The sequence below is a fragment of the Christiangramia aestuarii genome (assembly GCF_009735585.1).
GTDB classification, from domain to species: Bacteria; Bacteroidota; Bacteroidia; order Flavobacteriales; family Flavobacteriaceae; genus Christiangramia; species Christiangramia aestuarii.
Genome location: NZ_VJVW01000002.1, coordinates 654,624 through 676,478, shown reverse-complemented (window position 1 = coordinate 676,478; position 21,855 = coordinate 654,624). Strand labels below are relative to the sequence as shown.

Sequence of the window (21,855 nt, the reverse complement as noted above, 5' to 3'; positions counted from 1 at the left end):
CCAGGTTAATCCAGTTCCGGCAGGTCCAGCTTATCGAAAATAGAAGGCTGCTGCATCATTTTCTCGATCTCCTCAGCCTTTCTAGGAGCCTCGGCAGAAAGGTTCACCGGCCCGTTTTCGGTGATCAGAATGTCGTCCTCTATCCTAACCGCTATTCCCCACCATTTCTGATCGCAGTCACTGCCTTCCGGAATATAGATTCCCGGTTCTACGGTAATGACCATGTCGGGCTTAAAACTGCCCCAGGTGTTCAGGTCATGTACATCCAGGCCTATATGGTGAGAGGTTCCATGAGGAAAATACATATGTTTAGCATCCGGTGAATCTATGATGCCGAGTTCGGCTAAACCCTGGTTGATGATCACCTGGCCGGCCTTATGAGTATCGGCTGGGCTGTTGCCAACTGTAGCCGCGGCGATCCCAGCTTCCTGTGCTTTATATACCAGTTCATAAATGGCTTTCTGCTCGGGACTGAACTTCCCGTTAGCAGGGATAGTTCGGGTAACATCGGCTGTATAGCCATGATATTCTGCTCCAAGGTCCATAAGAACCAGGTCATCTTCCAGTTTGGTCTTGGAATTTTCAACGTAATGTAATACGCAGCCGTTATTACCGGCTCCTACGATAGAAGGATAGCCTTCATATTCGCTGCCGTATTTCTTGTACACATATTCGTGTATTCCCTGTACCTCTGTTTCAGACATTCCCGGGTGCATGGCTTTCATTACCTCCACCTGGCCCATGGCCGAGATCCTGACCGCCTTTTTAAGAAGCTTCATTTCCTCCGGAGTTTTGATCTCCCGCAGTGAACCCATGAAAGTTCGAAGGCTGTTCTGGTCAACATTTGCTTTAGGCTTGGTGGTGACCTGCTTGTTCAGCTCCAGGTTGTTTTCAGAATTGTTCTGAACGATCACCTTTTCGCTTACCTGGTCTTTAAAAGCCGCGATCAGGTCGGCAAGGTCTGCCTCATCCCTGGTGTCGCGGTAATCGTTCATGAATGGTTTATGGAAAACGGTTTCGAATTCAGCGAAATCTATAGAATTATCCAGGAAATCCTTCCCATTATATACGGTTTCAAAGCCTAATTCTTCCTTTGCTCCTTCTATCCCTAACCTGTATCCGGTCCACATTTCAGCTCGTGGATTCTTTTCCTGCACATATAATATCTCGTCATACCTATTTCCCTCAGCATCTGTTTGTTCTTCAGAAAAGATAACCAGTACCGCGTGTGGCTCTTTATAACCCGTGAGATAATAAAAATCGGGATCCTGGTGATAGACGTAATCCACATCGTTGGCACGGTTTCTCACCGCATTAGCGAAGAAAACAGCTACCGAATTTTCCGGCATTTTTTCCCTGAGGGCATCCCTGCGACTTTGGTGAAATTCAGAAGAAAGGTAATCCTCGGGTTTGCCATTCTGGGCAGCGGAGGATAGACTGAAAATTAGAAAGCTTATGACAAGTAGGATTCTCATGTTAATTCAAATTATCTAATGGATATGCAAAATAGAAATTAAAGCCGAAATAATTCTCATTTCATCAGTTTCAAATCCTGGAAATTGGGGAATACTTTTTTCTTCATGATTATTTAAGTGTCTGAAAAACAACAAGAAGGAATAATTATCGTAAATTTAAGATCTACCCTTCCTATTCTTCCTGTACCCTGCCTGCAGTTCTTATGGATTATGAACGATCAAATAATTTAGACCATGAAAAGAAGAGAATTCGCAAAATTAACCGGGCTTGGAGTGGTCGCCATTTCCACTACTGGATTTATAAGTTTTAACGGAAAGGATTATGTGGGAGACTGTGAAACCACTTCAGATATTTTAGGTCCTTTTTACCGTCCAGATAGTCCTGTTAGAAACAACCTGGTAATCGAGGGGATGCCCGGTGCCATCGTCGAGCTTTCTGGTAAGATAAGGCACCAGGATTGCAGCACTCCCCATAAAAAAGCCAAGGTAGAGCTTTGGCATTGCTCTAATAACGAGGTTTATGATAATGACAGCGAGGAATTCCGTTATCGCGGAACTACATATGCCGATGACCAGGGCAATTATAAGTTCCTTACCCAGATGCCCGTACCTTACGATGCCGGGGGCGGAGAAATAAGACCAGCGCATTTCCATATTATGATCTCTGCACCAGGTTACCAGAGCCTGATCACCCAGATATATTTTGAAGGCGATGAATACCTTGACGATGATCCTTCTACTATAAGTCCGCGTGCTGAAAAGAGAATCCTGAAGATCGACAGATCTAAGGAGGTTCATAGAATACGGTTTGATTGCAATATGAATGACAAGCTTAAGCCAAGCCAGGATGCATTAAAAAGTATAGTAGGGAAATACAGGAATATAAATACCGGGGAGATCAACGAGTTTTTTGCGAGGGAAGGCGAACTGTGGATAAAAAACGAGGTCTTTGGAAAGGTCTTTAGCTATACCGGCAAAAATTCCTTTGAATATGGTGGCCTCCCTGAAAATATGTACGAGCGGCTTAATTTCTCCCTGAAAGCTGATGGAACTGTTTTACTGGAAAAGAGATCTTTCTATGGAGAGGGCAGAGAAGTGGTAAAGAATTACATTAGGGTTTAATTCCAGGGCTTCAGTAAAAAAAGCAGGAAGAGAGCATTTCAATCAAATTTTGCCGGACAAACCTCTTTTTTTTATTATTGAAAATTCTAGTTTTGTGGCCGTTTTAAAGAAACCACAAATGGCCTGCACGAAAACCGAATTAGATCTCTCTAAATGGAATCGAAAAGAGCATTTCGAATTCTTTTCAAAGTTTGAAGAACCCTTTTTCGGGGTAAGTGTAGATATGGACTGTAGCCTGGCCTACGCAAGATGCAAGAAAGAGAATATTTCCTTTTTTCTGTATTATCTCTACCAGGCCTCAAGAGCGGTTAATTCTATCGAAGCCTTTAGATATAGAATCGAGGGCGACAGGGTTTTTATCTATGACCAGATCAATGCCTCTGCCACCATTAGCAGGCCAGATAACAGTTTCGGTTTTTCCCATATTATCCACCATGAAGACCTGCAGGTGTTTTTACAGAATGCCGAAAAAGAAATGCACAGGATCAGGTCTGGTTCCGGCTTAATGCTTGAGGAAGTCCGGCAAAATGAAGTGCATTATTCCGCCTTGCCGTGGTTGAAATTTACAGCCCTATCTCACGCAAGGAGCTTTCAGAAAGGGGATAGTTGTCCCAAGATCTCATTCGGAAAACTCAGCCAGGAAAATGGGAGAAGAATAATGCCAGTATCCATACATGTTCACCATGCTTTAATGGACGGATATCACGTTGGACTATTTGTAGATAAATTTCAGCAGCTATTGGATGGGATAGAAGATGAAAGGTTTATGGGCTTTCTGACTTTTTAGAATTCAGGTGTAAATCCAGATCAAACAATTACACATTCATAAAAATTACATCTGATTTTCACCGAAAATTTTACAATTCTTCGAAATACTGAGACTTTTCAAAAAATGCTGGAAAAATCATCGATTTTGCCCCAGGCTAAACTGTACTTGATTTAAAATCATATATTTACAAAATGCTGATTAACACTCAGTTGAAAATTATCAGCTAAATTTAGCATTTACATTTAAGCTGAACCACTTGAAAAATCCTGAAACTCTATCTTATTAAAATAAGAGGATTTATTCAGAACTCATTTTATTTTACCCTTACCTACTTACTGCCTGACATTTTGAATATTTATTTCAAGCATAATGAATTTAAAAAAGTCATTAATTATCGCTGTAGTAGGTTGCCTTTTGGGAGTAACTTCATGGGAATTATACTGGCGTAGCCAGGGTTTTATGGCAGACCTGGACGATGATGATAACCTATGGGCTATACACAGGGCTACGGTAGAAGAGGCAACTGAAGATGATGTCATCCTTATTGGCTCTTCGAGGGTATATTTCGATCTTCAGTTAGATAAGTGGGAGGACCAAACTGGTAGGCGACCTATACAGCTTGCTATAGAGGGAACTTCGCCGTTATATGCTTTCGACGACCTGGTGAATAATACCAACTTTAATGGGACGATCGTAGTGGGAGTAACCGAAAGTCTATTCTTTTCTACCGTATTTCCGGAAGCTTCTCCAAATGAAAAGATCAATAAGAGAATAAAATATTATAAGGATCGCACCTATGCAGATAGACTTAACCATTCGTTGTCTATTCCGATTCAGAATTCAATGGCCTTTGTTAGTGATGTTTCTGGCGTTGATGGGATTAAACTGAAATCGCTTCTGGACGAAGTGAAAATAGGCGAAAGAGTTCCCGATCCCATGCCTCCATTCCATGTGTTTTCAAGTGTAGATGAAAGCAGAAACCTGAGAATGACTGCACGCACTGCCACCGATACTGCTTTTGCCGGAACTATTAAAAAAGTATGGATGTTCTTTAGAAGTGCTAGTGCCAATTTCAAGCCGGAGAAAGAGGCAACTACCCGATTTTTTGTGGAGAATGTAAACAAGTTCAAGGAACGTGGCGGGAAGGTGATCTTGATAAGATGCCCTTCCACTGGTGACGTAAGGGGATTTGAAAAAAAGGTCTTCCCCCGGGAGGAATATTGGGATTGGTTAGTAGAAAAGTCTGATGTTCCAGCTTATCATTTTGAAGACTACGAGAGCCTGAAAAATTACGACTGCCCGGAATGGTCCCACCTTTCAGCAGAAGATGCAGACAGCTTTACACAAACTTTTGTGGGTTTATTATTAAGTGATGGACATATTTCAAAATCTGGTCAGATAGATCAACTAACCAATAATTAGTTAGGATATGCTTTTTAACTCCTTGGGCTTTATATTATTTCTCGGCATTGTTCTGGTGCTTTATTATTCAAATATTCTTAGCTGGTCTAACCGGAAACGCATGCTTTTGCTGGCCAGTTATATTTTTTATGGCCTATGGAACCCGCCACTGGTAATTCTTTTATGGATCTCCACTGTTGTCGACTGGACCGCCGGGAATAAACTTGCCATTGAAGAGGATGGCCGGAAAAGAAAACTGTGGTTACTCCTGAGTATGTTCACAAATCTGGGATTCCTGGCATTCTTTAAATATGGGAATTTCCTCCTTGAAAATTTTACTGCCGGAATGAATGCAGTGGGAATGACCTATGAGCCACAACCCATGGATATTATTCTTCCCATGGGAATCTCATTTTATACTTTTCAAACCATGTCTTACACCATAGACATGTATTACCAAAGAATTAAACCCGCCAGAACTTTTCTTGATTTTGCTTTATATGTAACATTCTTTCCACAGTTAGTGGCGGGACCGATTGTTAGGGCGGGAAATCTAATTGGTCAGTTCTACGAAGAAAAGAAAGCTACCGCAAACCAGTTTTTTTGGGGACTGTTTTTACTAACTATAGGTTTATTTCAAAAAGTGGTTCTGGCAGATACTTTATTATCGGGAACTTCAGATAGGGTTTTTGGGTCTAAGGAAATATTGAACAGTCTTGATGCCTGGACGGGAACTCTAGCTTTTTCGGGGCAGATATTCTTTGATTTTGCCGGATACTCGACTTGCGCCATTGGCATAGCCTTAATGCTGGGAATAATATTACCAGATAACTTCAGGTATCCCTATGCGGCAACAGGATTTTCAGATCTCTGGCGCAGGTGGCATATATCGCTTTCAACCTGGCTAAGAGATTATCTATATATCCCCCTGGGTGGGAACAGGCATGGAATCACCCAGATGTATGTAGCCCTCATGTTAACCATGTTGCTGGGAGGATTATGGCACGGGGCAGCCTGGACCTTTGTTATCTGGGGCGCATTGCATGGAATCTATCTGGTCTTAGAAAGGGTTTTCAAAAATAAATTGCGGATAAAGGTTACCCCTGTTAATGGTATCTTTCTGGCCTTGCTTACCTATACCTGTGTAAATATCACCTGGGTATTTTTCAGAGCACGTGAATTTGAAACCGCAAAAAATATGATTACCTCCATGTTCTTTATGAACGGGGAAGGAGTAAAGCTTTTACAGAATTTTGATATTATAAAGGTGATGGTCCTAATAAGCCTGTTATTTATTTGTCATTACCTGATGCGGAATTCTTCCCTGAAAGAATTATCATTAAAAACTCCGGCATGGTTACTAGGAATTGGGTGGGCCGTAATGCTTTTTCTAATAGTAATCTCACAGGGTAGTGGGCAACAATTTATTTACTTCCAGTTTTAATCAACCTACAGGGAAATCAATATATTCCTTTAATTAATTTATCTAACTTGAACGTTATGGGTTAGCAGATTTAGATCCTGTCATTGTTATGAAGAGAGTTTAATTTGAATAAAAGATGGAAGTACTTAAAACAGATCCTGAAAGATACAGGTCTATCCCAGATTTTCCTTTTAAGGAAAACTATGTAGATTTTGAAAACTTAAAGATGCATTATATAGATGAAGGATCTGGTGAGGTTATCCTGGCCCTGCATGGCGAACCTACCTGGTCTTACCTGTATCGCAAATTCATTCCTGTACTTAAAGATTATAGGTTTATCGCACCAGATATGATAGGCTTTGGTAAATCTGATAAAATAGTAGGATGGAGGAATTATACTTTCGATCTGCATTTCAGGTCTCTAAAGAATTTTATAGACATGCTTGAGTTGAACGATATCACTCTGGTCGTGCAGGACTGGGGAGGTCTTTTAGGATTGAGTCTGCTGGGAGAATACCCTGAGAGGTTTAAGAGGGTAGTGATATTAAATACCTTCCTTCCAAAAGGAAAAAAGCTTCCGTGGTATTTCAGGTTGTGGCAATTATATGCTAAGTATCACCCTGCATTATCTGCGGGCAGGATCGTGAAATTTGCAAGTTTCGGTAAGATCAGTAAAGAGGTCAGGAAAGCCTATGATAGCCCGTTCCCTTCAAAGAAATATAAAGATGGGGCCAAAGCTTTTCCGCAATTAGTCCCTTCGAGTCCAGATGATGAAGGGGTGGATAGGATGCTAAAGGCCAGAAAAATCCTTTCGGAATGGAAGAAACCTGCACTGATCATGTTTTCTGATAAAGATCCGGTTTTTAGTGGTTTGGAAGGCTTTTTCCAAAAACTTATCCCTGGCAGCATCGGTGAAAAACCTATCATTATCAAGGGCGCCGGACATTTTCTTCAGGAGGAGAAAGGCGGGGAGATCGCAGAAAAAATCAAGAGTTTTATGCGTGGAGATCTTGAATGATCTAATTGCTGGAAACTGTAACAAATCTATGTTTCAGCGTCTTATAAGCAAATGCTAAGATAAATCATCATGCTTCAGGAAAAAGGCAGTTTCAATTACCTGGTTTTAATTTTCCCATTAATTCTACTTATCTCCCTGGTTTTATTAGCTCTTTCAGCTGGGTTTAAGGAGAATGCAGAGCTTCTCTCGCTAGCCCTGAGTTTTGATTTTCTCATTACCATTCCCCTGATATATTTCCTGATCATTCGGAAAAGTAAAATTCCCGCCACTACGATAATTCCATTGATGGTAATCGGTTTGCTGGCAGGGAAATATACCATTCCACAGGAATATCATTTCTACCTCGACTCCTTCCAGAGCTGGGCATTACCGGTATTGGAGATCTCTGTTATTAGTATGGTAATTTTCAGGGTTTATAGGACTATCCAGGCTTACAAGATCAACCGGGAAGGTGAAGCCGACTTTTATAATGCATTAAAAACTTCCTGCCGTGAGATTTTGCCTAAAGCTTTTGCTATTCCTTTTGCAACTGAGATCGCGGTCTTCTATTACGGATTTTTTCATTGGAAAAAGAAAGACCCTAAAGAAAATGAATATAGTTACCATAAGGATAGTGGTTCTGTTTCGCTCTATGCCGTGATCATCTTTCTTATAATAATCGAAACTCTGGTGCTTCATATATTAATCTCTCTCTGGCTGGAAAGCCTGGCCTGGCTAATCTCGATCTTGAGCATATATACAGGACTGCAATTATTTGGTTTTCTACGTTCAATCTATAAGCGGCCTATTCTTATAGAAGAGGATAAACTGCTGCTTCGTTATGGAATCATGAAGGAAGCAGAGATCAGTTTGAGCGATATTGCGGCGATCGAAATTTCAGATCGGGACATTGAGGAGGATGCATCCACCTTGAAACTAGCCTTATTAGAAAAGCTTGAAAGCCATAATATTATTCTACACCTGCATAGGGAGCAAAATCTTACGGGTATATACGGAAGAACCAAAAAGTTCAGGGTCATTGCCTTTCATGTGGATGACAAAGAGAATTTCAGGAGGAAAATCGAAGCTGCGATATTCTAGAATTTTCTTTTTGTAAATTGGGCATCTAATCAAAATTCCGTTTTATGAGCCTGAAGAAACTCCTTGTAATTTTAATCATTTTCCTGCCTTCTATCCTCCTGGCCCAATTAGATAAGAAAGAGAAGAAAATAGTCAGCTCTATTGATAAAAACGAGAAAGCTGCATTGGAGTTACTCGAAAAGGCCGTGAATATTAACAGCGGAACCATGAACTTCGAAGGTGTTCGGGAAGTGGGTCAGTTATTCAAATCTGAACTGGATAAACTGGGTTTCAAAACAGAACTTACCTCGGGAGAAGCATATGGTCGGGCCGGCCACCTGATAGCTACCCACGAAGGAAAACCAGGATTAAAATTAGTATTGGTAGGACATCTGGATACGGTTTTCGAACTGGACAGCCCTTTCCAGAGCAGCAGCATGGTGAACGATACCGTGATGAAAGCTCCTGGTGTGGGTGATATGAAGGGTGGTAACGTGATCATTACTCTGGCCATGCAGGCACTAAAAGATGCAGGGTTGCTGGATGAAATGTCTATAAAGATCGTGATGACCGGCGATGAAGAGAAAAGCGGAAGTCCTTTGGAACTCTCTAAAAAAGATCTGGTAGATGCCGCAAAGTGGGCCGACGTTGCACTTGGCTTTGAAAATGGGGATGGCAAAGAAGAAACTATCGTGATTTCACGTAGAGGTTCTGCCAGCTGGAAGTTGGAAGTTACCGGTAAACCTGCGCATTCATCCCAGGTTTTTACAGAAAGAGTGGGCAATGGCGCGATCTACGAGGCTTCCAGAATACTGACTCAGTTCCTTGAAGAGCTGTCACAGGAAGAAAATCTTACTTTTAACCCGGGCTTTATACTTGGTGGGACTTCCGTAGAATTAAAGGAAGACGGGACCGGAGGTTCAGCTTATGGGAAGACCAACGTTGTTCCAGAAAAAGCTGTGGTAAGAGGTGATATAAGAGCGGTTTCTATAGATCAACTGGATAAAGCCAAACAAACCATGGAAAGAATAGTTTCGGAAAATTACCCTCAAACCAGCGCGAAGCTTAGTTTTGATGTTGGAGGTTATCCACCTTTTGCCAGGTCTGAAGGTTCAGAAAAACTGCTGGAAAAATATGATAGAATTAGCCAGGATCTTGGCTTTGGAAAAGTCTACGCCGTGAACCCGAGAAATGCCGGAGCGGCTGATATTTCTTTCACTGCCTCACATGTAGAGATGGCCGTGGATGGTCTTGGACTGAGTGGTGCCGATAATCATACGGTGGAAGAAACAGGGAATATCAATAAAGTGGCCGTACAGGCTAAAAGAGCAGCCATTTTGATGTACAGGCTCTCTAAAATGAATGAATTCAAGGGGAAGTAATATAATTGGATTTATCGCTGGGAACATTGAGGATCTTAGATAAAAATGAATTGACTCCGGCAGATAAACTGGCCGTTTTAAACTTATGGAATAATGAATATCCCATAAACCTGAGATATCATGACGTGAAGGAGTTTGAAAACTACCTGCAAGCTCTGGAGGATAAATCTCATGCATTATTGCTGGATGATAATGACCGTGTGTTAGGCTGGTATTTCGATTTTATCAGGGATAAAAAAAGATGGTTCGCCGCTATCCTGGATTCTGAGATTCAGGGAAAAGGATATGGCTCAAAATTGATAAAAAGGGCCATGAAAAGCAGAAAAGAGCTTCACGGCTGGGTAATAGATTCTGATGCTTATCTTAAAAACAATGGCCAGGCCTACAGGTCTCCTTTATCGTTTTACAAAAAACTCGGGTTCAAAATAGATGCCTCGGTCAGGCTGGAAACTTCCCGGCTAAGCGCGGTGAAGATCTTTTGGACTTTATGATCTAATCTGAAAAAACAGCCCTCGAAGTTCAATTATTCCGGTAATAATTTCTGAGAAAATAAATATTTAATTTTCAATTTATTGTGTAAGTTTATGGTCCAAATCGGGTCTTGACCTACGCCAAATGCTAGCCCTACTCCGCATTTAGATAAAAAGACCATTAAATGCGCTAACATGAATAAAGTTAGGATCCTGGGGTTAGGGACTATTACCACCGGAATTTTTATCGGTTATTACTTCAATCGTACTGGAATACATTTATTATCGGGAATGCTTATAGGAGTGGGAATTGGCTGGCTTATTACCGGAAGGTTCAGCAGCAGTGCCAAGCCCCGAGGTTCAGAAGTAAGAAGTGAATAAGATTTGACTAAGGTTTGGAAGGAACGCTTTCTTTTTCCTTTTCCCAAACCATATTTTCCCGAAGCCCGTTCACATAATACATCTTCAGGATACGGTTATTCTTAACCTCTACTTTGCCGCGGTATTCGCAAATGAACTCATCTTTTACAAGTTCGTAGGTATGTTCGGAAATGTTAATCCTTCCTATTTCTGAATGTGATTCCATTCTTGCCGCAATATTCACGGTATCTCCCCAAATATCATAGGCGAATTTTTTAGTTCCTACCACTCCCGCTACCACTGGCCCGGAATTAAGTCCTATCCTTACATCAAAATCGGCACCATCAAAAAGCGATTTTTCCTTGGTTTCCTTGACGAATTCGGTCATTTCAAAAGCAGCCATAAGGATGCGGGTGGCATGATCGTGTGAAGGAAAAGGCAGTCCACTGGCAGCCATATAGCTATCGCCAATGGTTTTGATCTTTTCTATACTGTACTTTTCCATGATCTCATCGAATTTTGAAAAATAATAATCGATGGTTTTAATGAGTTTTTCCGGAGGTAGTTTTTCAGCCACCAGGGTAAATCTCTTGAAGTCTGCAAAAAGTACGGTTACCGAGGCGAATTTCTTTGCCTTTACCTTACCATGTTTTTTGAGTTCCCTGGCAGTTTCTTCCGGCAGAATGTTCAGTAATAAGCGTTCTGCCCTGTTTCGCTCTTTTTCTATGATGATCTTGGTTCTATTTATAAAGCGGTTCCGGCGATACAGTCCAAATGCAAGCAGGCCTATCAAAACACTGGCAACTGCAATAGAGATAACTACCAGCTGTTGATTTTTCTGCTTTTCGTTAAGGAGGTCTACTTCAGCCTGTTTCTGGGATACTTCGTAATCGGCTCTCATGCCTGCCATTTCCTGAGCCTTGGCGACATTTATCACGCTGTCCCTGTAGGCGATGTATTCCTTGTAGGAGCTATAGGATTCGGGAATTTTCCCGGTCTTTTCATAGATCTGGGATAATTTCAAATTGGCTTTTAGGATCTCGTTCTTAAACCCATAAGTTTTAGCCAGGTCACGACTTATACTGGCAAATTCTATGGCCAGGGAATCCTGCCCCTTTTCGCTATAGATATCAGACATTTCAGAGAGGAATTCGCAAATAGGGGAATAATCTTCCGACTTTTCCAGAGTTTGAATGGCCTGTTCTATATTCTTCTCTGCTTCCTGGATCCTGCCCTGCCTGGCATAAGCCAGGCCTAGTGTACCTAGGCAATAGGCTAATCCCTGCTCAAAACCTTCTTCGATAAAAATGGTTTCGGCCTGTTCCAGGTATTCTATGGCTTTTTCTAGTTGACCATCTTTTAAATAATTATCCCCGGCATTGAATATTGCCGAACCGAGGTTTTTTTGATCGTCCATTCTTCTGAAGAGATCGGTAGCCTGGTTATAATATTCAGCAGACCTGCTAAAATTTCCGGTTTCAGAATAAACATCTGCGATGGCTACTGTCACCATAGCTTTTTCTTCTTCATTTTTAGCTATAGATGCCGCTTTAAAAAAGTTTTCCAGGGCTTCACTATAATCGCCTCTGGCGAAGAATCCGTATCCTCTATAATTATATCCTAAAAATAAATAGTCTGGTTGTTGGTTCTTTTCTGCTATCTCAATTAATTCGTTCGAGTATTGTATTTGCTTAGCCGGGTCTGCGGAGTTCCTCGCAACCATTTTAAGCAGGTCCGGATCTTTCTTCCTTTCAGGGTTCCTATCGTATATTTTTTCAATACTATCTGCTATGTTCTGGTTTTGCGAAAGACAATTTTCAGGCATGAGGCCGTATAAGAGCAGGCATATTATAAATGTGCTATTTCTAAATATGGATAAAGGAACCCCATTCAATCCCATATGTTTTCTGTATTAAAGCATCTGAAGTTTTGGGTCTATTTCGAAGGTTTCCCAGGTCTGGGAACCTCTCTTCCTCACCTCAAATCGTATACTATACTTTTCCATTTGTCCGGACTCTCCATTCTGTACCTTTCCTACGATCACCCCGGCGTTGTTCGTGTCTTTTATTCTGCCTGTACCCAATAATTGAACACCATCTTCATGTTTGAATAGTTTGATATAAACCAGGCCTCCGCTAGCTTGAGTGGCTCGGCCCTGCCAGATGATCACATCTCCATTTTCTACTTCCAAAGTAAAATCTCTGTTAGGGGTTTCCGAAGGCTGGCCAAAAGTGGCCATTTCTTCAATATTATCCTGGTTGATATTTTCGGTATCAACCTCCAGGGTGATCATTTTGTTGGTCTGTGAAAAGAGAAAAGAGTTGAGTAATAATGTACAGACAAGTAGAACGTAAAAAGTGGCGTTGATTTTCATAATTGTTGGTTTTAGTTGGTTATTATAGTTAGTAGGAAAACCTGAATCTGATCAGGAAAGTGAAGTGGGGGCTATTTTAGGTTCAGGTGGGATCTGCCAAAAATTGAGGATCTTAACTAAACTTCCTTTAAAGATAGAAAATAAATTTAAATAATTGTAAATCAGTTAAATAAGCTTGTTTTTCTTTTCTTGGATAAATTGAAGCTGCTCATTTATCGGAACCGAATCAAAAGGGATAAGCCGATATTGTTTTAAGAAGCAATTAGTTAAATTGAGCTATAATTCGAACTATGGATGAGCTGAAAAATACTGGAAACATCTTCAATAAATATGCGGGGGAATATGAAAGCAGGTATATGGATCTGTCTTTGTACGCTGAAGCGCTTGATAAATTTCTGGCTCTGATAAAGACTGAAGATGCTGGGGTGTTGGATATAGGTTGTGGTCCCGGGAATATCACCAAGTATTTATTGAATTCCCGCCCTGGTTTAAAAATCACCGGTATAGATATTGCCGGGGAAATGATCCAAAGGGCCCGCACGAACAATCCCCAGGCCAGTTTCGAGCTGCTCGATGGACGGAGGATCGATGAGTTGAAGAATAAATTTGACGCGGTGGTTGCCGGTTTTTTTCTTCCATACCTCTCTAAAAAAGAAGCGGAAGGATTTATTGGTAAGTGTGCCGGTTCCTTAAGATCCGAAGGGATCATATACCTGAGCTTTATGGAAGACGATTATAATAATTCAGGGTATTTGAGCTCTTCCCGCAATGAAAAAGAAAAGCTGTTCACCTACTACCATGAAGCTGGGTATATTGAAAAATTCCTGGTAGAGGCCGGGTTTGGCATTCTTAATTCAAAAGAGATAGAAAATCAAAACAATAAGCCCGGTATAAAGGACCGGGTGATCATTTGCCAATCAATACTAGTTAAAGATTGATCGGTTACCTGATCAAATAAAATTAGATATTACTGGAAAACTGAGTCTATTTTACTGGTCAGTTCCATCATCTTCGGACTTATTATCCTGAATTCGCAAAGAATATGAAATCTTAAAGCTGGCTCATAACGTTTAGGTAATTCATTAATCTCAATGGTTTTATTAGGGCAAGGTTTTTCAGCTGTTAGATGAGGTTCTACAATAGATAAACTTTTGTTAAGTGAGTAATTCAGACTATCTGCGGTCGTCTAAACTTCCAGTCACTTTAAAAAAATAATAATGTATGTCTGATAAAACTTATGAAATAGGCCTTAAGCCCGTAGAATTGGAAAATGCAAATGAGGAACAGAAACAGATCCTGGAAAGAGCGAAGAAAGCCAATGGAATGATCCCGAATATGTATAAGAACATGGTGAATCTTCCGGGACTTCAGGATACTTACGATCTTGGTTACAAACATTTCCGTGAGCAAAGTGGTTTTACTCCGGCAGAGCAGGAGGTCGTTTTTCTAACTCTTAGTATAGATAATGACTGCGGCTATTGTACGGCTGCGCATAGTTTTATTGCTGATAATATGTCCAAAACTCCGGAAGAGGTTACGAATGCCATTAGAGATGGTAAGGAGATTCCAGATGCTAAAATGAAGGCGCTTTCTGAGTTTACTAAAATAATGAACGAGAGTAGGGGGAATCCAACTCCCGAGCAGGCGAAGAGATTCCTTGATGCCGGATATGAAGAGATCCATATACTCGGGATCATTCTGGCACAGTCTGTAAAGACCATCAGTAATTATTCAAATCATATTTTTCACACCGAAATTGATGATGCTTTTGCTGGAAGAAAACTGGAAAAAGCGTAGAAATTTTTAAAATGAACTATGAAAGGCAGGAATAGAATTATTCTTGCCAATAAATCAATGTGATCAATTTGAGTTGATTTTTGAAAACCAGCTCGTTATTGGTCAGAATCAAACAAATAAAACTAATGAAATTATTAGATACCTATAAATTAGGAGAATTAGAACTGGAGAACCGAATGGTAATGGCTCCCCTAACCCGCGCCAGAGCGACAGATAATATTCCTAACGATCTTATGCTCGAGTATTACGTGCAGCGATCTGGAGCCGGATTGATCATTTCTGAAGGAACCGCACCTTCAGCCAACGGACTTGGATACGCCAGAATTCCTGGTATTTTTTCTGCGGAACAACTTGAAGGCTGGAAAAAAATCGTAGATGCGGTTCATGATAATGGATCCAGGATCTTTCTACAGATCATGCATACCGGCCGGGTGTCTCATGAATATAATATGGAAAAGGATGCCAGAATCATTGCACCTTCAGCGGTAGCCCTGGATGGAGAAATGTATACAGATCAGCATGGTCCGCAGCCTTACCCGGTACCTGAGGTTATGAATCTTGAGGATATCAAAAAGGCCCAGCAGGAGTTTCTAAATGCCGCTAAAAATGCGATCAAAGTTGGGTTTGATGGGGTTGAGATACATTCCGCTAACGGCTATCTTGCCGATCAGTTCCTGAATACGGCCACAAATAAACGTAATGATGAATATGGTGGTAGTATTGAAAACCGAAGCCGCTTCACCCTGGAGCTTGCCGAAATGATCTCTGCCGAAATTGGGAAGGAAAGAACGGGGATCAGATTATCGCCTTTCAGTACTTTCAACGGAACTGAAGTTTTTGACGAGATGGAAGAGCAATTCCTTTATCTCACCGATAAACTGAATGAGCTGGGTCTAACCTATATTCATTTGGTAGATAATTCTACCCTGGGATCTCCAGAAGTTCAAACCGATCTACCTAAAAAGATCAGGGAGAGATTTGATGGCACTTTAATGCTGAACGGTGGTTTCACGAAAGAAAAAGCAGAAAATACAATCCAGGAAGACTCTGCCGACCTCATTTCCTTTGGAAGGTCATTTATAGCCAATCCAGATCTGGTTTATAGGTTTGAAAATGATCTGGAGCTTAATGAGCCAGATTATGATACTTTCTATACTCCGGGAGAAAAAGGTTATGTAGATTATCCTTTTGTTGAAAAAGAGGAAACAGTAGCATAGAATTTATAATAGAATTTGCCGGGACACTTGAGAATTTTTAATGTTCGCAGATAAGTTTAATACTAAAAGCCGGCCATCTGGCCGGCTTTTTTATTCTAGTTTATAACTTTCATTTATTAAAATGAACCTGAAATTCTTTAATCGATCACTATAATTCCGGTTAGGAAAACAACCTCGACCAGCTCTCCATCTTCGTATTTTTCTTCCTTGATAAAACCTGTTCCGGGAGCATAATACTTAAGCTCGTATACACCAGGTTCAAATGGATTCACATCTTTGGTGACCAGAACATTACTGAAACTTCCAATTTCAAGTTCTACCGTAGCATCAAGGGCAATTACTTCTGCCCAGTCTTCAGCTTCTCCCTCATAGAATTCCTGGTAGTAGCGTTGACCCACATAAGGATCTGCCGGTAACCAGTATCCTGGAAGAGCTCCGTCTACTCCGGCTTCCCAGGAACCTTCAGTACCAATAAAATTACCGTCTTCATCATAATTTTTTGATAATTCACCCATATACCAGAGATTTCCATCGTCATCCTGGGCCAGCCAGTCGTCGGTATCTTCATTTATTACTCCGTCTTCAGAAACATAATCCCTCTGTATAACTGTATTTATACCCAGGATCTCTTTGGTTTCAAGCCTTCTTTCTACAAAAATGACTTCTGAAGGTTCATCTGGCATTTCACCATCTTCCAGCTCATATCCCTCATATAAATATTCAAATTGTTGTCTGGGCCCGTAAAAAGGGTTGGTGATATTGGTTGGATTAGAAAAGGAAGCGGCTTCAAAATCGGGAAGCGGAATGTCTTCTTCGTCCTCACAATTGAAGAAAATATGTTTGTATTCGATGTTTCCGTCGTCTGTAAGGAATTCTTCTATATCCTCCCGGCTTAAACTTCCCGTGATAACCATTTCCTCCTCAAAACCATAGACATCATCCCAGGGAAGCAAGGTTAAGGTGTAATCTATATACTCTTCATCTTCTTCATATTTAGATAGGATAGGAATGTCCACACAAACCGGATCGGCAAAATATCCATCGGTATCGTATTGGCCGGTCGTGCTTATCTCATTACTGTAAATATTCACTCCTTCCACCGAAAGGTCCAGGGAATACCTGGCGGGATAATGCTTGCCGGTATCGCTGCAGTAATTGGCGAAAAAGCAGAAATTCTGTATCCTGGTAGGAACGATATCGAAAAAGGCATAGCCATATTCGTTTACATCACGGTTGTCGAAACAAAGTACCGGAACATCCGGGAAAGGTTTGCTGCCGGCCCTGAGATTTATGCTCATGGGCATAGGAGCATCAGACATTGGGCCCATTGGGCTGTCTGCTTTGGGAGCCAAGCAAAGTAAATTTCCTGCTTCGTCGAAAACAGCGCAATGGTCCAGAAAATATAATCCTGCCGGCATAGCCATTGCCGGATCATATTTAGTGAACATCTGTCCTGGTGCCAGGTCCAGCCTGAATGGTGTGTCGGCCGTACCAACAACTTCCCGGTCTCCCTGTTTCATGATGATCTCTATATAAAAGGGAGCGGCTTCGCTGCAATCAGGTAGCTCAATGACCTGTTGCCTTGACTCAGAATTCCTGGCAACGTCCAGAATATTGATGTTTAGGGAAAGGTCTATCAATTCATCGGTTTCATTTTGTTTTAATGGCTCGTTCTCATCTTTACTGCAGGCGGTTATTAGCAAGGCAAACATGAGTACACATATATGCCATGATCGAAAAGTTTTCATCATTGGATCGGTTTTATATTTAGAATGGTTGTTTTTAAATAAAAAGGAGGATCCGGAGATGTGCTTATTGTAAAAGCATAAGTGGTAATTAAAATTATCGTTTTGATGGAAGATATATCTTGGGGGAAAACCCTGAATTTTCGAAAACCAGTCCGAAATAGAAAAGATTCAAAAATAAAAAAGCCGACTTGAAAAAGTCGGCTTTTTTTCGTGCGGGCGGAGAGACTCGAACTCTCACACCTCGCGGCACTAGATCCTAAGTCTAGCGTGTCTACCAATTCCACCACGCCCGCATTTTAAGTTTCACAACACTTAGGACTCGTTGTGTTACCTGCTTAATTACCTAAGCGGGTGCAAATATATATATTGTTTTCAAATTTCAAACAGTGTTTGAAGAAAATTATTGAAAAATTTCATCAAAAATTCTGCTTTTCAGGCTGGTTTTATTCTAAGATTCTGAAATTCAGCACTAAGGATTTCAGTAGAAAAATGAAAAAAAAATAAAAAAATTAGCGCGACCTTAAGAAAAGAGTCGGCGGAAGGATTATAGTTTTCCAGTCATAACTTAGTAACTTTACCCAAACTCGAAATTATATTCATGGATTCAATAAAAGAATACTTAGAAAAGAATAAGGAGCGCTTCCTTAATGAGTTGGTAGACCTACTGAAGATCCCTTCTATTTCTGCCGATCCAGCCTATAAATCTGACATGCTCGATGCTGCGGAGGCTGTAAAAACAAGACTTTTGCAGGCCGGTTGTGATCTTGCCGAGGTTTCTCCAACTCCTGGACATCCCGTGGTTTATGCCGAAAAGATTATAGATAAAAGTTTGCCAACAGTCCTGGTATATGGGCATTATGATGTTCAACCACCGGACCCTTTGGATCTGTGGGATTCACCGCCATTTGAACCTGTAATCAAGGAAACCAAAATTCATCCTGAAGGAGCGATCTTCGCGCGTGGTGCCTGTGATGATAAAGGCCAGATGTATATGCATGTGAAGGCGCTGGAATATATGACCGAGAATAATGAATTGCCTTGTAACGTAAAGTTCATGATCGAGGGTGAGGAAGAAGTTGGCAGTGAACACCTGGACTGGTGGATCAAAGAAAATAAGGAGAAACTTCAGAACGACGTTATCCTTATTTCAGATACAGGAATGATCTCTAAAGATACTCCATCTATCACCACAGGACTTCGTGGACTCTCTTATGTTGAGGTTGAGGTAACCGGGGCGAATCGTGACCTGCATTCAGGTTTATATGGTGGTGCTGTGGCTAATCCCCTGAACATTCTTAGCCAGATGATCGCTTCGCTCACAGATGAAAACAATCATATCACCATTCCAGGCTTCTACGATAAAGTTGAAAACCTAAGCGACGAGGAAAGAGCCAAAATGGCGGAAGCACCGTTCAGTTTAGAAGAATATAAGGAGAAACTAGACATTAAAGATGTCCATGGGGAAAAAGGATATTCTACTTTAGAGAGAGGTTCTATCAGACCAACCCTTGATGTGAATGGTATGTGGGGTGGTTACATAGGCGAGGGTGCAAAAACCGTTTTACCTTCAAAAGCCTATGCGAAGATATCTATGCGATTGGTCCCAAATCAGGATTGGAAGGAGATCACAGAGCTTTTCAAAAAGCATTTTGAAAGTCTGGCTCCAGATTCAGTAAAAGTTGAGGTAAAGCCTCATCACGGAGGTTACCCATATGTAACTCCAATTGATACTATTGGTTATCAGGCGGCAAGTGCTGCTTATGAAGAAACTTTCGGAAAAACACCAATCCCACAAAGAAGTGGAGGAAGTATTCCAATCGTTTCTTTATTTGAAAAGGAGCTGGAAAGCAAGATTATCCTGATGGGCTTCGGGCTGGATACAGATGCGATACATTCACCAAATGAACATTTCGGGGTTTGGAATTACCTGAAAGGTATCGAGACCATTCCATGGTTCTACAAGCATTTTACTGAAATGAGTAAATAATAATTTTACTTGTGGAGCAGTCACCCTGAACTTGTTTCAGGGTCTACTAAAAGGATTTTTTATATAAATACCGGGGAATCAGATTTTTTAAGATTTGATTCCCCGTTTTATTATCTTAGCGCCTCAAATTTTTTAACAACATGAACAAAATATTAAGTACCTGTCTGCTGGCCACTGCGCTGACCTTTGTGTCCTGCAATGAGGATAAAAAAGATGCAGATGTAGCCAAGACAGAAAAAACTTCCCAGGAAGATTTCAATTTTAAAGCAGATGAATTTGCAGATCTTAAGATCCTTCGTTACCAGATCCCGGGCTGGGAAAACCTTAGCCTGAAAGAGCAGAAACTGGTTTATTATTTAACCCAGGCGGGACTAGCGGGTCGTGATATTATCTGGGGCCAGAATTATCGTCATAACCTTACCATACGCGAGGCTTTAGAGAATATTTATACTAATTATGAAGGTGATAAATCATCTGAAGACTGGAATGCGTTTGAAACTTATCTTAAAAGGGTTTGGTTCTCTAACGGAATTCACCACCACTATTCCAATGCGAAATTGAAGCCTGGATTCAGTAAAGATTATTTTGATACTTTACTGAAAGAAACCAATACCGAGCTTACGGGAGAGGCTTACGAAGTGATCTTTAACGATAAGGATTCCAAGAAAGTGAACCTTAACGAGGCTGAAGGTCTTATTGAAGGTTCAGCGATCAATATGTATGGCGAAGATGTGACTGCTAAGGAAGTAGAAGCGTTTTATGCGAACAAGAAATCACCGAATCCTGAAAAACCTCTTGCTTTTGGTATCAATACCAAGCTGGTTAAGGAAAACGGGAAACTTGTAGAGAAAGTTTATAAAAGTGGCGGACTTTACGGAGATGCCATCGATGAGATAGTAAAATGGCTGGAAAAGGCTAAAGAAGTTGCCGAAAATGAAAAGCAGGCAAATGCTTTAGGTCTTCTGATAGAATATTATAAGAGCGGAGACCTGCAGACCTGGGACGATTATAATGTTGCCTGGGTAGAAGCTACCGAAGGAAATATCGATTATATCAACTCTTTTATTGAGGTTTATAACGATCCTATGGGGTATACCGGTTCTTATGAAAGTATTATCCAGATCAAGGATTTCGATATGTCTGAGAAGATGAGCGTTGTAGAAAATAATGTTCAGTGGTTCGAAGATAATTCGCCGATCATGGAGGAGCATAAAAAAGATTCAGTGGTGGGTGTAACCTATAAAACTGTAATTGTTGCCGGTGAGGCAGGAGATGCTTCTCCAAGTACTCCAATTGGAGTAAACTTGCCAAATTCTAGCTGGATTAGAAAGCAACACGGAAGTAAATCTGTTTCGCTTGGAAATATCATCAATGCGTATGAGAACGCCGGTGGTTCAGACAGGCTGAAAGAATTTGCTCATGACGAGGAGGAGATTGCGCTTTCCGAAAAATATGGAAAACAGGCAGATAAACTGCACACAGCACTTCACGAAGTGGTAGGTCACGCTTCAGGTCAGTTGAACCAGGGGGTAGGAACTACCAAGGAAACTTTGAAAAGTTATGCATCTACCCTGGAAGAAGGGCGTGCAGATCTTGTGGGACTTTATTACCTGATGGATCCAAAACTGGAGGAACTTGGCCTTACCGATAATGTTGAAGAGCTTGGGAAAGCTGCTTATAACGATTATATCCGTAACGGACTGGTAACTCAGTTGGTGAGATTAGAGCTTGGAGACGATGTTGAAGAGGCTCATATGAGAAACCGCCAGTGGGTTAGTGCCTGGGTTTTTGAAAAAGGTAAGGAAGAAGGTGTGATCGAAAAAGTTGAAAAAGACGGAAAGACTTATTACGACATTAAAGATTATGCGAAACTTCGTGAGCTTTTTGGAGAGTTATTGAGAGAAACTCAGAGAATTAAATCTGAAGGTGATTATGAAGCTGCCAAAAATCTTGTAGAGAACTACGGAGTAAAAGTAGATCAGGATCTTCATAAAGAGGTTCTTGACAGAAACGCTAAATTCAAATCTGCTCCTTATAGCGGATTCATAAATCCTGTTTTGGTTCCTGAAATGGATGAGAATGGAGAGATCATGGCGATCAAAGTGACCCAGCCGGAATCTTTTGAAAAGCAAATGATGGATTACTCTAAAAATCATAGCTTCTTAACTGAAGAGAAGGAAGCGAAAAAAGATGAAGCTGTTGAAACAGCTGAAATGTAATATTTCATTCTTCTGAAATATAAAAGCCCGGCAA

The 21,855-nt window shown here is 41.0% G+C and carries 18 protein-coding genes and 1 tRNA gene; 14 read left to right on the top strand and 5 right to left on the bottom strand.

The genetic code is table 11. The features are described 5' to 3' along the window. Positions 1–5: 5 nt before the first annotated feature. Positions 6–1,475, bottom strand: a complete 1,470-nt coding sequence (locus tag FLP08_RS07025; protein ID WP_156275368.1) for an aminopeptidase P N-terminal domain-containing protein — start codon at positions 1,473–1,475, stop codon at positions 6–8. Between the two features lie 234 nt (positions 1,476–1,709). Between FLP08_RS07025 and FLP08_RS07020 the strand changes: the two genes are divergently transcribed. From FLP08_RS07020 to FLP08_RS06980, 9 genes are all read left to right on the top strand, one after another. Then, positions 1,710–2,597 carry a dioxygenase family protein gene (locus tag FLP08_RS07020; protein WP_156275366.1) on the top strand — a complete coding sequence of 296 codons (888 nt, stop codon included), beginning with the start codon at positions 1,710–1,712 and terminating at the stop codon, positions 2,595–2,597. Positions 2,598–2,715: 118 nt separating this feature from the next. Further along, a complete protein-coding gene (locus tag FLP08_RS07015; RefSeq protein ID WP_156275364.1) occupies positions 2,716–3,384 on the top strand; it encodes a chloramphenicol acetyltransferase in 669 nt (222 codons plus the stop codon). 351 nt (positions 3,385–3,735) lie between these two features. Continuing rightward, the gene (locus FLP08_RS07010) at positions 3,736–4,788 is read left to right on the top strand and encodes a hypothetical protein (protein ID WP_156275362.1); all 1,053 of its coding nucleotides are present in this window, start codon (positions 3,736–3,738) and stop codon (positions 4,786–4,788) included. Between the two features lie 7 nt (positions 4,789–4,795). Beyond that, positions 4,796–6,211 (top strand): MBOAT family O-acyltransferase, encoded by a 1,416-nt coding sequence (locus tag FLP08_RS07005; RefSeq protein ID WP_156275360.1) that lies wholly within the window; start codon positions 4,796–4,798, stop codon positions 6,209–6,211. 115 nt (positions 6,212–6,326) lie between these two features. Next, positions 6,327–7,208, top strand: coding sequence for a haloalkane dehalogenase (locus FLP08_RS07000; RefSeq protein ID WP_156275359.1), 882 nt, complete (start codon positions 6,327–6,329; stop codon positions 7,206–7,208). 69 nt (positions 7,209–7,277) lie between these two features. After that, positions 7,278–8,288: a hypothetical protein gene (locus FLP08_RS06995; RefSeq protein ID WP_156275358.1), complete on the top strand. Its 1,011-nt coding sequence runs from the start codon at positions 7,278–7,280 to the stop codon at positions 8,286–8,288. A 44-nt stretch (positions 8,289–8,332) separates the two neighbouring features. Next, a complete protein-coding gene (locus tag FLP08_RS06990; protein ID WP_156275356.1) occupies positions 8,333–9,649 on the top strand; it encodes a M20/M25/M40 family metallo-hydrolase in 1,317 nt (438 codons plus the stop codon). A 5-nt stretch (positions 9,650–9,654) separates the two neighbouring features. Further along, positions 9,655–10,140 (top strand): GNAT family N-acetyltransferase, encoded by a 486-nt coding sequence (locus tag FLP08_RS06985; RefSeq protein WP_202912752.1) that lies wholly within the window; start codon positions 9,655–9,657, stop codon positions 10,138–10,140. A gap of 174 nt (positions 10,141–10,314) precedes the next feature. Beyond that, a complete protein-coding gene (locus tag FLP08_RS06980; protein WP_156275352.1) occupies positions 10,315–10,500 on the top strand; it encodes a hypothetical protein in 186 nt (61 codons plus the stop codon). A gap of 7 nt (positions 10,501–10,507) precedes the next feature. Here the strand turns inward: FLP08_RS06980 and FLP08_RS06975 are convergent, their stop codons facing one another. Together FLP08_RS06975 and FLP08_RS06970 are read right to left on the bottom strand one after the other, a co-directional pair. Next, complete coding sequence (locus tag FLP08_RS06975) at positions 10,508–12,304, bottom strand: adenylate/guanylate cyclase domain-containing protein (protein ID WP_156275350.1); 1,797 nt, start codon at positions 12,302–12,304, stop codon at positions 10,508–10,510. Between the two features lie 87 nt (positions 12,305–12,391). After that, on the bottom strand, positions 12,392–12,853 hold the full coding sequence (locus FLP08_RS06970) for a hypothetical protein (RefSeq protein WP_156275348.1): 462 nt from the start codon (positions 12,851–12,853) through the stop codon (positions 12,392–12,394). Between the two features lie 290 nt (positions 12,854–13,143). Between FLP08_RS06970 and FLP08_RS06965 the strand changes: the two genes are divergently transcribed. From FLP08_RS06965 to FLP08_RS06955, 3 genes are all read left to right on the top strand, one after another. Then, positions 13,144–13,791 carry a class I SAM-dependent DNA methyltransferase gene (locus tag FLP08_RS06965; RefSeq protein WP_156275346.1) on the top strand — a complete coding sequence of 216 codons (648 nt, stop codon included), beginning with the start codon at positions 13,144–13,146 and terminating at the stop codon, positions 13,789–13,791. A gap of 283 nt (positions 13,792–14,074) precedes the next feature. Further along, positions 14,075–14,650, top strand: a complete 576-nt coding sequence (locus FLP08_RS06960; RefSeq protein WP_156275344.1) for a carboxymuconolactone decarboxylase family protein — start codon at positions 14,075–14,077, stop codon at positions 14,648–14,650. 125 nt (positions 14,651–14,775) lie between these two features. After that, positions 14,776–15,867, top strand: coding sequence for an alkene reductase (locus FLP08_RS06955; protein ID WP_156275342.1), 1,092 nt, complete (start codon positions 14,776–14,778; stop codon positions 15,865–15,867). A gap of 137 nt (positions 15,868–16,004) precedes the next feature. Here the strand turns inward: FLP08_RS06955 and FLP08_RS06950 are convergent, their stop codons facing one another. Together FLP08_RS06950 and FLP08_RS06945 are read right to left on the bottom strand one after the other, a co-directional pair. Next, positions 16,005–17,618 carry a hypothetical protein gene (locus FLP08_RS06950; protein ID WP_156275340.1) on the bottom strand — a complete coding sequence of 538 codons (1,614 nt, stop codon included), beginning with the start codon at positions 17,616–17,618 and terminating at the stop codon, positions 16,005–16,007. A gap of 208 nt (positions 17,619–17,826) precedes the next feature. Continuing rightward, positions 17,827–17,908, bottom strand: a tRNA-Leu gene (locus FLP08_RS06945). 305 nt (positions 17,909–18,213) lie between these two features. Between FLP08_RS06945 and FLP08_RS06940 the strand changes: the two genes are divergently transcribed. Beyond that, positions 18,214–19,602 (top strand): dipeptidase, encoded by a 1,389-nt coding sequence (locus FLP08_RS06940; protein WP_156275338.1) that lies wholly within the window; start codon positions 18,214–18,216, stop codon positions 19,600–19,602. A 140-nt stretch (positions 19,603–19,742) separates the two neighbouring features. Next, positions 19,743–21,821, top strand: a complete 2,079-nt coding sequence (locus FLP08_RS06935) for a dipeptidyl-peptidase 3 family protein (RefSeq protein WP_156275336.1) — start codon at positions 19,743–19,745, stop codon at positions 21,819–21,821. Positions 21,822–21,855: the final 34 nt, after the last annotated feature.